The sequence below is a fragment of the Streptosporangium sp. NPDC000095 genome, assembly GCF_042899335.1.
Lineage (GTDB): Bacteria > Actinomycetota > Actinomycetes > Streptosporangiales > Streptosporangiaceae > Streptosporangium.
The window spans coordinates 402,457-418,408 of record NZ_JBIAZS010000001.1 but is presented as its reverse complement, the minus strand read 5'-3'; the positions used below and the strand labels follow the sequence as shown (position 1 = coordinate 418,408).

Sequence of the window (15,952 nt, the reverse complement as noted above, 5' to 3'; positions counted from 1 at the left end):
GGGGAGGACGTGTGATCTGCGTCGCGGGGCTGGGGGTCTCCGGCACCGCCGTGGCCCGCGCGATGGCCGGTCGCGGCGAGAAGGTGGTCGTCCTGGAGGGCAGGGACGGCGAGCGGGCCAGGGCGGTCGCGGGGGAGCTGACCGCGCTCGGCGTCGAGGTGCGCTTCGGCGAACCCGCCGAGCCTCCCGAGGGCACCTCCCTCATCGTCACCACCGGCTGGCCGCCGCACCACCCGCTGCTCGCCGCCGCCGCGGCGGCCGGTATCGAGGTGATCGGCGAGGTCGAGCTGGCCTGGCGGCTCCGAGGCGAGGGCGCCGCCCCCTGGCTGGCGCTGACCGGCACCAACGGCAAGACCACCGCGGTGCGCATGCTCACCGCGATGCTCCTCGCCGCGGGCCACCGGGCGCTCGCCGTCGGCAACGTCGGCACCCCGGTGGTGGAGGCCGTCGCCGGTCCCGGCGACGTGCTGGCGGTGGAACTGTCCAGCTTCCAGCTGCACCGCTCGCCCAGCATCGCCCCGTACGCGGCCGCGGTGCTCAACGTGGCGCCCGACCACCTCGACTGGCACGGCTCCATGGAGGAGTACGCCCGCGTCAAGGGGGAGATCTTCGCCAGGGCCGGGACGGTCGTGTACAACGCCGACGACGAGTGGGCGGCCCGTCTCGCCGCGCCGTACGAGAGCGAGGCCGGGCACGGCGCCACGGCGCGGAGCGTGGGCTTCACCCTCAAGGTGCCCCGGCCCGGCCAGCTCGGCGTGGTCGAGGACCTGCTGGTGGACCGGGCGTTCGTGGCCGACCCGGCGAGCAGCGCCGAGGAGCTCGCCTCGTTCGCCGACATCCGCCCGTTCGCGCCGCACAACGTGGCGAACGCGCTCGCCGCCGCGGCCCTCGCCAGGGCCTACGGGGTGCCCGCCGCCGCCGTCCGCGAGGGACTGCTCGCCTTCGTTCCCGACCCCCACAGGATCGCGCACGTGGCCAGGGTCGCCGAGGTCGACTACGTGGACGACTCCAAGGCCACCAACCCACACGCCGCCGCCGCCTCGCTGGCCGCCTACCCGTCGATCGTCTGGGTCGCCGGAGGGCAGCTGAAGGGCGCCGACGTCGGCGAGCTGGTACGCCGGGCCGCGCCCAGGCTGCGCGGCGCGGTGCTCCTGGGCGCCGACCGCGAGCGAATTCGCGAGGCTCTGGCGCGACACGCCGGGAATGTTCCCGTGGTGGAGGTGGCGGGGCAAGACACTGGGGTCATGGACCGTGTCGTCACCGAAGCCGCCAGGCTCGCCGCCCCCGGAGACACCGTGCTGCTGGCCCCGGCCGGCGCGTCTCTGGACATGTTCGCCGGTTACCCCGCCCGAGGGGAGGCGTTCGCCCGGGCCGTGCACCGTCTCGCCGAGGGGCACGACGGGGGAGCGGCGTGAGCGCGACCACCCAGGAGGGCGCGCCCGCCCGCCAGGGCGCCCCAGGGCGCCCCGAGGGGTTCCGCGAGCACCTGACCGCCTTCCGTGAGTTGCTCAACCGGCCGCTGACCTCGTACTACCTGATCCTGGGGTGCAGCGGCCTGCTGCTCGTCCTCGGCCTGATGATGGTGCTCTCGGCCTCCAGCATCGAGGCGCTGCAGAAGACGGGCGATCCCTTCTACTGGTTCTTCAAGCAGTCGATCTCGGTCGGGCTCGGCCTCCCGCTGATGTGGATCTGCGCGCAGCTGCCGCCGAGGTTCTTCAGGCTCGCCGGATACCCGCTGATGGCGCTGGCGATCCTCGGGCTGGTGCTGGTGCTGTTCGTCGGCACCTCCCAGCTCGGCGCCCAGCGCTGGATCGACCTCGGCCCCGTCTACCTGCAGCCGTCCGAGCCCGCCAAGCTCGGGCTGATGCTCTGGGGGGCCGACCTGCTGGCCCGCAAGGCGCGCAACGGCATGATCGAGTGGCGCAGCCTGTTCATCCCGCTGATGCCGGGCACCGCCATCCTGGCCGTCCTGGTCATGCTGGGCAGTGACCTCGGCACCACGCTGGTGCTGATGCTCATCTTCCTGTCGCTGCTGTGGGTGGTGGGGGCGCCGCTGAAGCTGTTCGGCGGGATCCTCGGGGTGACGGCGCTCGCGACCATCGTCATGATCAGCACCGAGGGATACCGCTCGGCGCGGATCGCCGGGTGGCTCGACCCGTGGGGCAACGCCCAGGGGGCGGGCTTCCAGGCCGTACAGGGACAGATCGCGATCGGCAGCGGCGGCTGGTTCGGGCTGGGGCTGGGGTCCAGCAGGCAGAAGTGGAGCTGGATCCCGCACGCCGAGAGCGACTTCATCTTCTCCATCCTCGGCGAGGAGCTCGGCCTGATGGGCACGCTCGTCGCGGTGGCCCTGTTCGGGCTGCTGGGCTACGCGGGGCTGCGGGTCGCCACCCGGGTCAAGGACCCGTTCGTCAGGCTCGCCTCCTCCGCCGCGGTCGCCTGGATCGTGGGTCAGGCGCTCGTCAACATCGGCGCGGTCATCGGCGTGCTGCCCATCACCGGCATCCCGTTGCCGCTGGTCTCCTACGGTGGATCGGCCCTGCTGCCCACCCTCGCCGCCCTGGGCATGCTCCTGTCGTTCGCCAAGCAGGAACCCGGCGCCCGCGAGGCGCTGGCGGCCCATGGCCCCGGACCGGTGGCGCGGGGCCTAAGCTGGCTTGGCCTGGGTGGTCCGGCCAGGAAACGACGGCCGGGCCGCGGAAGACGATAAGCGAAAGGACCGAAATGAGGGTGGTCCTCGCCGGCGGCGGGACGGCCGGTCATATCGAACCGGCGCTCGCCCTGGCCGACGCGTTGCGCCGGCTCGACCCGAACATCGGGATCACCTGCCTCGGCACCGAGCGCGGCCTGGAGACCAGGCTGGTGCCCGCCCGGGGATACGAGCTGCAACTGGTGCCCGCGGTGCCGCTGCCCCGGTCCCTGACGCCCCAGCTGCTGAGCGTGCCGGGCCGCCTGGCGGGCGCCGTCAACGCGGCCGCCGGCATCATGGACCGCGTCCAGGCCGACGTCCTGGTCGGCTTCGGCGGTTACGTGGCGACCCCCGCCTACCTGGCGGCGCGGCGGCGCAACGTGCCGATCGTGGTCCACGAGGCCAACCCGCGCCCCGGCCTGGCCAACCGGCTGGGCGCGCGCCTCACCGAGCACGTGTTCACCGGCCATCCGGACACCCCTCTGGGCCGCGCCGAGCACATCGGGATCCCGCTCCGCCGCGAGATCGTCAACCTGGACCGGCTGTCCATGGGCGACAAGGCCCGGTCCTGGTTCGGCCTGGAGGCCGACCTGCCCACGCTGCTGGTCACCGGGGGTTCCCAGGGGGCACGCTCGCTCAACCGGGCGGCCCTGGCGGCCGCCCCGGCGCTGCGCAGGGCCGGGGTGCAGGTGCTGCACGTCATCGGCCCGAAGAACACGCTGGAGGAGGAGCCGCCGCCGGGCGACCCCCAGTACGTCGTGCTGCAGTACGTCGACCGGATGGACCTCGCCTACGCGGCGGCCGACTTCGCCCTGTGCCGCAGCGGCGCGATGACCTGCGCCGAACTGACGGCCGTGGGCCTGCCGGCCGCGTACATCCCGCTGCCGCACGGCAACGGCGAGCAGCGGCTCAACGCCACCCCGATCGTGCGGGGCGGCGGCGGTGTGATGATCGACGACGCCGAGCTGTCGGCGGAGTGGATCGTCCACAGCGTGCTGCCCATCCTGTCCGACCCCGAGCGCGTGGTCACCATGTCCGAGGCGGCCGCCAGGATGGGCAGGAAGGACGCCGACGTGACGCTGGCACGCAAGGTGCTGGGGATCGCGGCGCAGGGGAGAGGCTGAATGGGCGCGCAGGGGAGCCGGGGCGGCGGGCGCGGGACCGCCGGAGACGAACGACGGCCGGAGGGGCGCGGACGCGCCCGCGCGGCGAACGAGGAGGGGTGAGCGGCCGATGAGCCTGGTCAAGCTGGTGGATCCGGTCGCGGCCGGCGATCTGGGACGGGTCCACTTCATCGGGATCGGCGGTTCCGGGATGTCCGGGATCGCGCGCATCCTGCTCAAGCGGGGAGTGCCGGTCTCCGGCAGTGACGCGCGGGGCTCGGACCTGGTGACGGAGCTGCGCGATCTGGGGGCGAGGGTCCACATCGGCCACGCCGCCTCCCACATCAAGAACGTCGACACCGTCGTGGTCTCCACCGCGATCCGCGACTCCAACCCCGAGCTGGGCGAGGCGCTCCGCCAGGGCCTGCGGGTCATCCCCAGGGCCGCGGCGCTCGCCTCCGTGATGGCGGGCAAGACCGGTGTCGCGCTGGCCGGCACCCACGGCAAGACCACCACGACCTCGATGCTCACCGTGGCGCTGCAGAAGTGCGGCGCCGACCCCTCGTACTGCGTGGGCGGGCAGCTGGTGACGACGGGCCTGGGCGCCGACGAGGGTTCGGGCGGTACGTTCGTCGCCGAGGCCGACGAGAGCGACGGCTCCTTCCTGATGCTCGCCCCCGACATCGCCGTGGTGACCAACGTCGAGCCCGACCACCTGGACAACTACGGAGACCCGCGCGCGGTCCACGACAGCTTCGCCCGGTTCGTCGAGCGCGTCACCGCCACCATGGTCGTGTGCGCCGACGATCCCGGTTCCGCCGCGCTCATCCCGATCGCCCGCGCCCGCGGCCTGAAGGTGATCACCTACGGCGAGAGCGAGGACGCCGACCTGCGGGTGGACGGGATCGTCCCCGAAGGGCTGGGCATCACCTTCACGATCGTGGGGCACGGGGAGGTCAGGCTCGCGGTGCCGGGCCGCCACAACGCGCTCAACGCCGCCTCCGCGATCGCGGTGGCGAGGGAGCTGGGCGTCTCCTTCGACGAGATCCGTGACGGCCTGGCGGCCTTCACCGGCGCCAAGCGCCGTTTCGAGGCCAAGGGGGAGGCGGGCGGGGTGGCGGTCTTCGACAGCTACGCCCACCACCCGACCGAGCTCGCCGCCGACCTGCGCGCGGCGCGGGACGTGGTGGCGTCCTTCTCCGGCGACGGCAGGGTCATCGCGGTCTTCCAGCCGCACCTGTACTCGCGGACGAGATTCTTCGCCGACGATTTCGGTACCGCGCTCGGGCTGGCCGACGAGGCCATCGTCCTGGACGTCTACGGGGCCCGCGAGGACCCCGAGCCGGGCGTGTCGGGGGCGCTGGTGGCGGGGAAGGTGCCGCTGCCCGCCGAGCGGGTGGCCTACGCCCCCCGCCGCGACAGCGTGCCCGCCCTGGTGGCGGAGCGGGCCAGGCCCGGTGACATCGTCCTGACCATGGGAGCGGGCGACGTCACCGAGCTCGGTCCCAGGATCGTGGCGGAGCTGGCCGCGCGGTGACCCACGCCAGCGGGCGCGGGTCGCCGGAGGGGGAGTGGCGATGAACGGGGTGTGGAGGTCGGCCTTCCTGGCCCTGCTCACCGTGGGGGTGGTGGGCATCGCCGCCTGGCTGGTGTTCTTCTCCCCGGTGCTCGGGGTGAGGGAGATCCAGGTGGTGGGCAACGCGGGCCTGTCCGCCGAGCAGATCCGCCAGGCGGCGCAGGTGGCCGAGGACATGCCACTCGCCACCGTCGACGTGGCCGAGGTCGAGGGCAGGATCGGCAGGATCCCGCAGGTGGAGTCGGTGACGGTGAGTCGTGGCTGGCCGGGCACCCTGCGCGTCGAGGTCGTGGAGCGCGAGCCGGTGGCGGTGGTGCCGGTCGGTGACAGGTCCGCGCTGATGGACCGCCACGGGATCGTCACCGAGCTCAGGAACGTCGCGCCCCCGGCACTGCCCGTGCTGAGGGTGTCTCGGCCGGGCCCGGCGGATCCCGCGACCGCGGCGGCGCTCAAGGTCATCACCGCGCTGCCGCAGAATCTCGCCCGCCGGGTCGCGGAGGTTCTCGCGCCGTCGGCGGAGACGGTATCGCTGCGTCTCAAGGACGGCCGCGCGATCGTGTGGGGTGGCGGTGACCGCCCCGCAGACAAGGCGCGGATCCTTGTTACGCTGCTCAAGCGTCCCGCTGACACCTATGACGTCAGTTCGCCTGACGTGGTGACGGTTAAGTGATCTCATCGGATGGCGGGCGTTCCCGGAAAAGGACGGCCCGCGACACGCTGGACACGCTTGCGGCGCGGTTAGTTGACCCGCCAGGAGCGTAACTCCTACTGTCCGTATCACTCCTCAGGTTGACATAAAGCTAAATCTCAACTTGAGGGTGAGGGTTTTGGAAACGACGGCACGGGCCCCGTGCCGCATGAAATTGCAAGTCAACGAGCGGAAAGGCCCCTCGTCGTGGCAGCACCGCAGAACTACCTCGCGGTCATCAAGGTTGTAGGAATCGGCGGAGGCGGAGTCAACGCCGTCAACCGGATGATCGAGGAGGGACTCAAGGGCGTCGAGTTCATCGCCATCAATACCGACGCCCAGGCGCTGCTGATGAGTGACGCCGACGTCAAACTCGACGTCGGGCGCGAGCTCACCCGCGGCCTCGGCGCGGGGGCCAACCCCGAAGTCGGGCGCAAGGCGGCCGAGGACCACCGCGAGGAGATCGAGGAGGTCCTCAAGGGGGCCGACATGGTTTTCGTCACGGCGGGCGAGGGCGGTGGCACGGGCACCGGCGGCGCCCCGGTGGTGGCCAACATCGCCCGTACGCTGGGCGCGCTCACCATCGGTGTCGTGACCCGGCCGTTCAGCTTCGAGGGACGGCGCAGGGCGATGCAGGCCGACGCCGGCATCGAGACCCTCCGCGAGGAGGTCGACACCCTCATCGTGATCCCGAACGACAGGTTGCTGTCGATCTCCGACCGGCAGGTGAGCGTGCTCGACGCCTTCAAGGCGGCCGACCAGGTGCTGCTCTCCGGTGTCCAGGGCATCACCGACCTGATCACCACGCCCGGCCTGATCAACCTCGACTTCGCCGACGTGAAGTCGGTCATGTCCGGAGCCGGTTCGGCCCTGATGGGCATCGGCCACGCCCGCGGCGACGACCGCTCGGTCGCGGCGGCCGAGATGGCCGTCTCCAGTCCGCTGCTGGAGGCCAGCATCGACGGCGCGCACGGCGTGCTGCTCTCGATCGCCGGAGGCTCCGACCTCGGTCTTTTCGAGATCAACGAGGCGGCCCAGCTCGTCTCCACCGCCGCCGCGCCGGATGCCAACATCATCTTCGGTACGGTCATCGACGACGCCCTCGGCGACGAGGTGCGCGTCACGGTGATCGCGGCCGGTTTCGACGAGCCCGCTCCCGAGCCCAAGCAGGCCGCGCAGCCGGCCGCGCGCCCGCAGGCCGTCTCCCGCTCCGCCCCGCCCGCCGCGACGGCGCCGGTCCGCCCGCTGGCGCCCACGGTCAAGGCCGAGCCCCGCCCCGAGCCGAGGGTGGAGCACGCGCCGCCCCCTCCGGTGCGGCCGGTCGCCACCCCGCAGCCGGCGCCGGCGGAGCCCACGCCCCAGCAGCAGATCTACCCGGTCCAGCAGGCGCAGCCCTCGGCGGAGCACGCCGAGCCGCACCGCGCGGAGGAGCCGCACTCCCCGCCGTTGTCGATCCCCCGCCCGGCTCCCGAACCCTCGCAGCCGACGCCGATCTCCGCCAGGGCCACCGACCCGGCCCGGCGCCGACCGGTGATCTTCGAGGAGCAGGAAGAGGAGCTGGACGTCCCCGACTTCCTGAAGTGAGATCTCTCACTGTGGGGGTGGCGACGACCTGCCCGGCCGTGCCGGGAAGAATGGGCTCCGCCGGTTTGCCGACGTCCGAGCGGCGGAGATGTGACGGAAACAACACGACGTGATGAGATCGCGGCCGGGCTGGCCCGGGTGGAGGCGGAGATCGCCCAAGCCTGCCGGGCCGCCGGCCGTCACCGCGAGGAGCTGACGCTCATCGCGGTGAGCAAGACCTATCCCGCCTCCGACGTGCGGATCCTGGCCGAGCTCGGGATCACCGACGTGGGGGAGAACCGCGACCAGGAGGCGTCCGCCAAGGCGCGCGAATGCGCCGGCCTCGATCTCCGCTGGCACTTCGTCGGCCAGTTGCAGACCAACAAGGTCCGCTCGGTGGTCGGGTACGCGGACGTCGTCCACTCGGTCGACCGTCCGCGCCTGGTGGCCGCGCTCAGCCGGGAGGCGCTCGCGGCGGGACGCCCGGTCACCTGCCTGGTGCAGGTCGCGCTCGACGGCGACCCCGCGCGGGGCGGTGCGCGGCCCGAGGAGGTGGAGGCCCTGGCCGACGCCGTCGCCGGAGCCGAGGGGCTTGAGCTGGGCGGGGTGATGGCGGTCGCGCCACTGGGCGAGGAGCCGGGCAGGGCGTTCGCGAGGCTGAGGGAGATCGCGAGGTCCGTCCAGCGGGCTCACCCCGGCGCCGATGTCGTCTCGGCGGGGATGAGTGGGGACATATCCCAGGCTATCGCCAACGGCGCGACACACCTGCGTGTTGGTACGGCGTTGCTCGGTCGCAGGAAGCCCTTCGTCAGGTAATGTCCCTTCAAGTGGACCTTGGCGTCCACGTGTCCGGACAGCGGTCGAACGGTGGTGAGCTCAGGGCGGTCGGGCTGTCCCCCTGGGGCACATCTGAAGTAAGACGGAGGAAGAAGTAGCGATGGCCGGCGCGATGCGCAAGATGGCGGTCTACCTCGGTCTTGTTGAGGACGACCGCTACGAGAGATACGACAGCTACCCCGACGACGAGTACGAGGAGTTCGACGACGCGCGCCGCGAGGGCGACGAGCGGTCTGGCACGGTCCACGACCTCCAGGACGACACCGACTCCGGCGTCCCCGCCCCGAGGCCCGCGACGGCCCTTCTGGAGCGCCGTACGACCGATCTGGCGCGCATCACCACCCTGCATCCCCGCACGTACAACGAGGCGCGGACCATCGGCGAGCACTTCCGTGACGGCACCCCGGTCATCATGAATCTGACCGAGATGGTTGACAGTGACGCCAAGCGGCTCGTTGATTTCGCGGCAGGTCTCGTCTTTGGCCTACACGGCAGCATCGAACGTGTTACGAACAAGGTGTTCCTGTTGTCCCCAGCCAATGTCGAGGTGACCGCCGAGGACAAGGCTCGAATCGCGGAACGCGGATTCTTCAACCAGAGCTAGAGTTCCATCATGAACAGTGACCGGCCTAACAGGTCCCGACGGGCCAGAGGACGGCAGAGCGAAGTGGAGGCGGGCACGGACCGTGGGGATCGTTAGCGGGATCTTGGTCTTCGTCCTGTCCATCTACCTCGTCCTGCTGATCGGCAGAATGATCTTGGAGACGGTGCAGGCGTTCGCGCGCCAGTGGCGCCCCACCGGCATCGTCCTGGTGCTGGCGGAAGCCGTATACACGGTGACCGACCCACCTCTCAAGTTCCTCCGCCGTTTCATTCCACCACTCCGGTTGGGTACGGTGGCCTTTGACCTAAGCTTCACAGTGCTGTTCATTGTGGTCTTGGTCTTGATCCAACTCGTGTCCGCGCTTCGTTGATCGGGTACCGTCCCCCCGGACAGACTCCAAGCGCGCCAAGGAGACCGAAATGCCGCTGACACCCGCCGATGTGCGGAACAAGCAATTCAGTACGACCCGCCTTCGGCCGGGTTACGACGAGGAAGAGGTAGACGCCTTCCTCGATGAGGTCGAGTCCGAGTTGGACCGTCTCATTCAGGAGAACGAGGAGCTCCGCGCCAAGCTGGCGGAGTGCCTGCGGGGCAAGGTCCCCGGCGGTATGGGCATGGCCATGGCGCCGGCCCCCATCGCCGAGCCCAAGCCCGAGATGATGATGCAGCAGCAGCCGGAGCCCATGCGCGCTCCCGAGCCGGTGCAGCATCAGCAGCCTGTTCCCGTCGCGATGGGAATGCCTCCGGCCGAGGACAACATGGACACCGCGGCCCGCGTTCTCGCCCTCGCCCAGCAGACCGCCGACCAGGCCATCGCCGACGCCCGCCGTGAGGCGGACGAGACGGTGACCCGGGCGCGCCGCGAGGCCGACGACATCCTCGGCAAGGCACGTCGCCAGGCCGAGCAGGTCATCGGTGACGCGCGTGCCCGAGCCGAGACGCTGGAACGTGACGCGCAGGAGCGGCACCGCCAGGCCATGGGCTCCCTGGTGCAGACCCGCGACGAGCTTGAGCGCAAGGTCGAGGAGCTCCGCAGCTTCGAGCGCGAGTATCGCAGTCGCCTGAAGCTGTACCTGGAGAACCAGCTCGCAGAGCTTAACGTGGCTGCCGAGGGCAGCGGCGGGTTCCCGATCGTGAGCGGGCCTCCGGCGATGTCCCACGCGGTGGCTCAGGGCGGTCAGCCGACCCTCCAGAGCGCACCCAACCCGTTCGGCGGCGACCCCTCGCAGCACTCCGGTGCCTTCCAGGGCGTTGACGGTCCTCACAACGACCGCCGCTAAGGTGTCGGGTCATCCCCTTGACCCGCACCCGGGAGTCTCTCTGTGATCCTTATCAGCGCCGGTTTGGTACTCACGGCCATCGTCCTGCTCATCGCGGGGTTCGTGCTGGCCAAGCCATTTCTGGTCATGTGGTCGATCGCGGTCAGCGTGCTGTCGGCGGTCTTCCTGGTGATCGGGGCGTTGCTGCGCCGCCACGAGTTGTTCCCCGGCGGGGACGCCGGGGCATCTCAGCCCCTTCCCCAGAAGGGACCGATGCCGGCCGGGCCGCTGCCCGCGCCGCACGGGGTGCCGAACCACCCTTCGGCGCCACAGCAGATGATGGTGCGGCACGGGATGCAGCAGGCGCCCGTGGCCCCGGCCCAGCCGCGACGCGGCCCGGTGGCCGGACCCGCCACCGCCGCGGCGAGGCGGGGCGCCCTGGCCCCCGAGGCCATCGTGCTGGTCATCCCCGGCCGTAAGCGCTATCACGTCGCGGGGTGCCGCCAGCTGGCCGGCAGGGATCATGAGGAGCTCACCCACGAGGAGGCGCTGGAGGAGGGCTTCACGCCCTGCACCACGTGCCTGCCCGCAGACTCCGCCTCCGGGCCCCAGCCGCGGGAGACCTCGCCCGAGGCGCGGAAGCCCGACGAGCCTCTGACCGCCTCTCGGGAGTCCGGCCCCGTCGCCGGTGCTCGCGAGCCAGGTGTTCATGAGGCCACCGCCCGCTTCACCTCCCCGTACCGGCCCGTGCAGCCCACCGCTCCGTCCGGTGGGGTCTCGTCCGGCGGGCAGCAGACTCCCGGAGCGCGGCCCGAACCTCAGCGGCCCGAGTCCCAGCGGCCCGGCGAACAGCAGGGGTCCGAGACTCAGGGGTCCGAATCGCAGCGGCCCGAGACAGCGGCATCGCAGGGCCGTTTCGAGGCTTCGCAGACCAGGGCTGAATCTCCGGTGTCTCCGGCGTTTCCGGTCGCGAGCCGCGACGCCGCGCCCGCCAGGCCGGAGAGCTCCGCAGGCGGTCGCGAGAGCACCGCGTCCCGCCAGGAGACCAGGCGTCCGGAAGCCGAGCCCTCACAGCAGGACCCCGTCGTCCCGGTCGCCCGGCCCTACGTGCGGTCCTCCGAGCCCCAGCCTCGGGCCTCCGAGCCCCGGCCCCAGCCTCAGAAGCCCGCGAGCCCTCCGGCCCGCCCGGCGGAGCAGCCCACCCGACCGGCGATCCAGTTGCCGAAGATCCCCGAGATCCCGCACGCCGCGTCCGAGGCCACCAGCTGGTTCAGCCGTGATGTGGCCGCGCAGGCGGCAGGGGAGAGCCGGGAGGCCTCCGCCGGCTCCGTGGGCGCCTCGGCCAAGCCTGGTTCGCCGAAGCCGGAGCCTGACTCCGCGAAGGCCGGACCCGAGCCCGCCGCCTCCTCCGGTACGTCGGCCACGGACGCCTCGGCGAGCCGGGCCGGGGCGTCCGACCCCGATGAGCCGGACGTCGGCGAGGGCGCGCCCGCGAAGTCCGGGTCAGCCGGGCCCGAGCAGGCCGAGGTCGAGCCCACCAGGCTCGCTTGGACCAAGCCCGCGAAGGACGAGCAGACCAGGAGCCGACCGGCCGAGGCCACGTCCGCCGACTCCGCGAAGGGCGGGTCCGGCGGCGGGGAGGCCCGCGCCGAGGCCGTCTCCGGCGAGAACGCCTCCTCCGCGGAGGCGGAAACCACGACCGCCGGTCGGGAGACCTCTCCGGAGCCCTCGGGTTCCTCCGGGCGAGAAGACTCCGCCACGGTCGGCACCCCCGAGCCGGTGGAGCCGGCCGAGACCGCACCCGGGCGCGCCGGGCGGCAGGTAGCGGCCGACTCCACCTCAGCCGAACCCGACCCGGCACCCGAGAACGCCTCGGCCGATGTGAGGTCCGAAGCCGGCACGGGGACCTCCTCCCGCGACGGCCGCGACGACGGCGACGCCTCCGATGATCGAGACGACGACACCTCTCCCGGCGGTATTCCCGCCATCAAGGACCGGCCGCGCCCCGCGACCGAGGAGCGGGAGACGGACGGCGAGACGGTCACGGTCATCGCCGGTACCCGCCGTTTCCACGATTCCGACTGCCCTCTCGTCAAGGGGGCCAGCGTGGGCGGCAGCGGCGTCGAGACCACGACCCGAGCCGAGGCCGAGCGGGCCGGTCTGAGCAACTGCCCGATCTGCCGGATCGACCGCCGGACGTGAGCTGACCGGGCAGGCCGGACACCCGGCCCTTACCGGCCCCTCCGCACATCCGTATCGCTGTGAACCATGACGGCCGGGGTTTCCTGAAGGACATCCAGAAAACCCCGGCCGCGTCCGGTCTCGCCGACCTTCCCGGGCCGGTCCGACCGGTTGAGCCGATCGGACCGGCCGGACCGGTCAGACCGTCGTCGTCGTGCGGCGGAGCTGGAAGGTCAGGCCCAGCTCCGCGTCGCCGTGGACGGGGAGGTCGTCGGCGCCGCCCTCGGTGAGGGAGACGGCGAGGACCTCGTCGGCCACCGTCTGTCCCTGGGTTCGCAGTGCCTCGGCCAGGTCGGCGTCGCCGGTGGACCACCACACGTCGATCCGGTCGGCGATCGACAGGCCGGTGGACTTGCGGGTGTCCTGGAGCAGGCGGATGACGTCGCGGATCAGGCCCGCGCGGCGCAGCTCGTCGGTGATGGTCAGGTCGAGGGCGACCGTCTCACCGGCCCCGGCCTCCACCGCCCAGCCGGACCTCGGCTGCTCGGTGACGATCACGTCGTCGGCGCCGAGCTCCACGGTGCCCAGCTCTCCCGCCTCCACCGGGACCGGTGAGCCGGTACGGAGCGCGCGGGCGAGCTCGGCGGGATCGGCGGCGGTGACGGCCGAGGCGACCAGCTTGGTCCGCGAGCCGAACCGCTTGCCCAGCGCCCTGAAGTTGGGCTTGACCGTGAAGGACACCAGGTCCGCTCCGATCCCGGACAGGTCCTCCAGGTCATTCACGTTGAGCTCGTCGGTGATCAGCTCGCGCAGTTCCGGGGGGAGCGCGGCCCAGCCGGGGGCTCCGACCAGGGCCCGGCCGAGCGGCTGGCGGGTCTTGACCCCGCTGGAGGCGCGGGCCGAGCGGCCCAGCTCCACCAGGCGGCGGACCAGCGCCATCCGCTCGGACAGCTCCGGGTCCAGCAGTTCGCCGTTGACCTCGGGCCAGGAGGCGAGGTGGACCGAGGAGGGGGCGTCGGCGTCGCGGAGCACGTCCCACACGTAGTCGGTGGTGAACGGCACCACCGGCGCCATCAGTCGGGTGACCGTCTCCAGGCACTCGTACAGCGTGGCGAACGCCGCGGGGTCACCGCCCCAGAAGCGGCGCCGGGAACGCCGTACGTACCAGTTGGACAGGTCGTCGAGGAACTCGGCGAGGCGCCGCCCGACGCGGGCGGTGTCGAAGACGTCCATCGACGCGGTGACCTCGTCCACGGTCCTGTGCAGCTCGGCGAGGGCCCAGCGGTCGATCAGCGGGCGCTCGTGGTACGCGGGCGCCGCCGACAGCTGGGACGGCGACCAGGACTCCGCGTTCGCGTACAGGGTGAAGAACGACGTGGTGTTCCAGTAGGTGAGCAGGACCTTGCGGACGATCTCCTCAAGGGCGCCGTGCCCCACCCTGCGGGCCGCCCACGGCGAGCCGGAGCAGGCCATGTACCAGCGCAGCGCGTCGGCGCCGTGCTGGTCCATCAGCGGCATCGGCTGCAGGACGTTGCCCAGGTGCTTGCTCATCTTGCGGCCGTCCTCGGCGAGGATCAGGCCGAGGCAGAGCACGTTCTCGTACGAGGACCTGCCGAAGACGAGCGTGCCCACCGCCATCAGCGAGTAGAACCAGCCGCGGGTCTGGTCGGTGGCCTCGCAGATGAACTGCGCGGGATACGCCTTGGCGAGCATCTCCTCGTTCTGGTAAGGGGCGCCCCACTGGGCGAACGGCATCGAGCCCGAGTCGTACCAGGCGTCGATCACGTCGGGGACCCGGCGCGCCTCGTCGCCGCAGGTGGGGCAGGGCAGGGTGACGTCGTCCACGTAGGGGCGGTGCGGGTCGAGCGCGGAGACGTCCTGACCGGACAGGCGGCCCAGCTCGTCCAGCGAGCCGACGCAGGTGACGTGCGAGTCGTCGGTGGTGCAGACCCACAGGGGCAGCGGGGTGCCCCAGTAGCGTGAGCGCGACAGCGACCAGTCGACGTTGTTGCGCAGCCACTCGCCGAACCGGCCCCACTTGATCGTCTCGGGGTACCAGCTGGTCTTCTCGTTCTCGGCGAGGAGCTGGTCCTTGATCGAGGTGGTGCGGATGTACCAGGCGGGGAGGGCGTAGTAGAGCAGCGCGGTGTGGCAGCGCCAGCAGTGCGGGTAGCTGTGCTCGAAGTGGCTGCCCCGGTAGAGCAGGCCGCGCGTCCGCAGGTCGGCGGTGAGCCCTTCGTCGGCGTCCTTGAAGAACGTGCCGCCGACCTGGGGAACGTTGTCGAGGAAGCGGCCGTCGGGGCCGATCGGGTTGACCACGGGCAGCCCGTAGCGCTTGCAGGTCGTCATGTCGTCGGCGCCGAAGGCGGGCGCCTGGTGGACCAGGCCGGTGCCGTTGTCGGTGGTGACGTAGTAGCCGAGCACCACGTAGTGCGCACCGGGGATGTCGACCAGCTCGAAGGGGCGCGTGTAGGTGGTGTGCTCCAGGTCGGCCCCCTGGAAGGAGGCGAGGACCTCGGCGCCCTCGCCCAGCGCGGCGGCGAGCAGCGGCTCGGCCACGACGAGGACCTCGTCGGATCCGGCGGGACGGGCCGCGACGTAGGTCACGTCCGGGTGCACGGCCACGGCGGTGTTGGAGACCAGGGTCCACGGCGTGGTGGTCCAGATCAGCAGCGAGGCGCCGAGGTCGGCGAGCGGCCCCGAGGTCGCGGGCATGCGGACGTAGACCGACGGGCTGTTCACGGTCTCGTAGCCGCCCGGCTGGCCCAGCTCGTGGTCGGACAGGCCGGTGCCGCAGCGGGGGCAGTACGGGGTGATGCGGAAGTCGCGGGTGAGGAGGTCCTTGTCGAAGATGACCTTGAGCGACCACCAGACGGACTCCACGTAGGCGGGGTCCATCGTGCGGTACGCCTGGGACAGGTCGATCCAGTAGCCCATCCGCTCGGTCATTTCCTCGAAGGCGTCCACGTGCTTCAGCACGGACTCGCGGCACCTGTCGTTGAACTCGGCGATGCCGTACGCCTCGATCTCCTTCTTGCCGGAGAGGCCGAGGGACTTCTCGACGGCGACCTCGACGGGCAGTCCGTGGCAGTCCCAGCCCGCCTTGCGGGGGACGTTGTAGCCACGCATCGACTTGTAGCGGGGGAAGACGTCCTTGAAGACACGCGCCTCGACGTGGTGGACGCCGGGCATGCCGTTGGCGGTGGGCGGACCCTCGTAGAAGACCCAGTTGGGGCCGCCGGCGTTCTGCTCGACCGAGCGCTCGAAGATCTTGCCGTCCCGCCAGCGGTCGAGCACCTCGTGCTCAAGCGCGGGAAGATCGACCTGCGCGGGAAGAGAACGGAAATAGGCGGACATGATGGGCTGGACCTCCACGCTGGAACCGGCTGTGGCGTGGAGGGACGAGGCCGTCGGGCCCCGCGGTACCACCCTCCTTGACCTCGCGTGCGAGG

At 71.6% G+C, this 15,952-nt stretch carries 12 protein-coding genes; 11 read left to right on the top strand and 1 reads right to left on the bottom strand.

The annotated features are described in order from the left end of the window. The first annotated feature begins 11 nt into the window (after positions 1-11). The 11 genes from murD (at position 12) to ACFY3V_RS01555 (ending at position 12,521) form a co-directional block, all read left to right on the top strand. Positions 12-1,415 (top strand): UDP-N-acetylmuramoyl-L-alanine--D-glutamate ligase, encoded by a 1,404-nt coding sequence (gene murD / locus ACFY3V_RS01605; protein WP_362895480.1) that lies wholly within the window; start codon positions 12-14, stop codon positions 1,413-1,415. Beyond that, positions 1,412-2,710, top strand: coding sequence for a putative lipid II flippase FtsW (gene ftsW, locus ACFY3V_RS01600; protein ID WP_362895478.1), 1,299 nt, complete (start codon positions 1,412-1,414; stop codon positions 2,708-2,710). The genes murD and ftsW overlap by 4 nt, the downstream gene beginning before the upstream one ends. A 14-nt stretch (positions 2,711-2,724) precedes the next feature. Continuing rightward, positions 2,725-3,813, top strand: coding sequence for an undecaprenyldiphospho-muramoylpentapeptide beta-N-acetylglucosaminyltransferase (gene murG / locus ACFY3V_RS01595; RefSeq protein ID WP_362895476.1), 1,089 nt, complete (start codon positions 2,725-2,727; stop codon positions 3,811-3,813). A gap of 109 nt (positions 3,814-3,922) precedes the next feature. Then, positions 3,923-5,329 carry a UDP-N-acetylmuramate--L-alanine ligase gene (gene murC, locus ACFY3V_RS01590; protein WP_350948102.1) on the top strand — a complete coding sequence of 469 codons (1,407 nt, stop codon included), beginning with the start codon at positions 3,923-3,925 and terminating at the stop codon, positions 5,327-5,329. A gap of 40 nt (positions 5,330-5,369) precedes the next feature. Then, a complete protein-coding gene (locus tag ACFY3V_RS01585; RefSeq protein ID WP_350948103.1) occupies positions 5,370-6,038 on the top strand; it encodes an FtsQ-type POTRA domain-containing protein in 669 nt (222 codons plus the stop codon). 225 nt (positions 6,039-6,263) lie between these two features. Next, positions 6,264-7,640: a cell division protein FtsZ gene (gene ftsZ, locus ACFY3V_RS01580; RefSeq protein WP_389768943.1), complete on the top strand. Its 1,377-nt coding sequence runs from the start codon at positions 6,264-6,266 to the stop codon at positions 7,638-7,640. Positions 7,641-7,730: 90 nt separating this feature from the next. Next, entirely contained in the window at positions 7,731-8,435 is a 705-nt protein-coding gene (locus ACFY3V_RS01575) for a YggS family pyridoxal phosphate-dependent enzyme (protein WP_362895471.1), read from the top strand. A 121-nt stretch (positions 8,436-8,556) separates the two neighbouring features. Next, the gene (locus ACFY3V_RS01570) at positions 8,557-9,060 is read left to right on the top strand and encodes a cell division protein SepF (RefSeq protein WP_350948106.1); all 504 of its coding nucleotides are present in this window, start codon (positions 8,557-8,559) and stop codon (positions 9,058-9,060) included. A gap of 82 nt (positions 9,061-9,142) precedes the next feature. Further along, positions 9,143-9,430, top strand: a complete 288-nt coding sequence (locus tag ACFY3V_RS01565) for a YggT family protein (RefSeq protein ID WP_350948107.1) — start codon at positions 9,143-9,145, stop codon at positions 9,428-9,430. A gap of 49 nt (positions 9,431-9,479) precedes the next feature. After that, positions 9,480-10,340, top strand: coding sequence for a DivIVA domain-containing protein (locus ACFY3V_RS01560; RefSeq protein WP_350948108.1), 861 nt, complete (start codon positions 9,480-9,482; stop codon positions 10,338-10,340). Positions 10,341-10,382: 42 nt separating this feature from the next. Continuing rightward, positions 10,383-12,521 (top strand): hypothetical protein, encoded by a 2,139-nt coding sequence (locus ACFY3V_RS01555; protein WP_389768937.1) that lies wholly within the window; start codon positions 10,383-10,385, stop codon positions 12,519-12,521. Positions 12,522-12,698: 177 nt separating this feature from the next. Here ACFY3V_RS01555 and ileS read toward each other — a convergent pair whose 3' ends face one another. Beyond that, positions 12,699-15,857, bottom strand: a complete 3,159-nt coding sequence (gene ileS, locus ACFY3V_RS01550) for an isoleucine--tRNA ligase (RefSeq protein WP_362895464.1) — start codon at positions 15,855-15,857, stop codon at positions 12,699-12,701. Positions 15,858-15,952 lie beyond the last annotated feature (95 nt).

Bases quoted from the DNA above. Each gene is read 5' to 3' on its own strand.
- ACFY3V_RS01570 (WP_350948106.1), top strand. From the start codon at position 8,557: ATGGCCGGCGCGATGCGCAAGATGGCGGTCTACCTCGGTCTTGTTGAG.
- ACFY3V_RS01585 (WP_350948103.1), top strand. From the start codon at position 5,370: ATGAACGGGGTGTGGAGGTCGGCCTTCCTGGCCCTGCTCACCGTGGGG.
- ACFY3V_RS01560 (WP_350948108.1), top strand. From the start codon at position 9,480: ATGCCGCTGACACCCGCCGATGTGCGGAACAAGCAATTCAGTACGACC.
- murG (WP_362895476.1), top strand. From the start codon at position 2,725: ATGAGGGTGGTCCTCGCCGGCGGCGGGACGGCCGGTCATATCGAACCG.
- murC (WP_350948102.1), top strand. From the start codon at position 3,923: ATGAGCCTGGTCAAGCTGGTGGATCCGGTCGCGGCCGGCGATCTGGGA.
- ileS (WP_362895464.1), bottom strand. From the start codon at position 15,857: ATGTCCGCCTATTTCCGTTCTCTTCCCGCGCAGGTCGATCTTCCCGCG.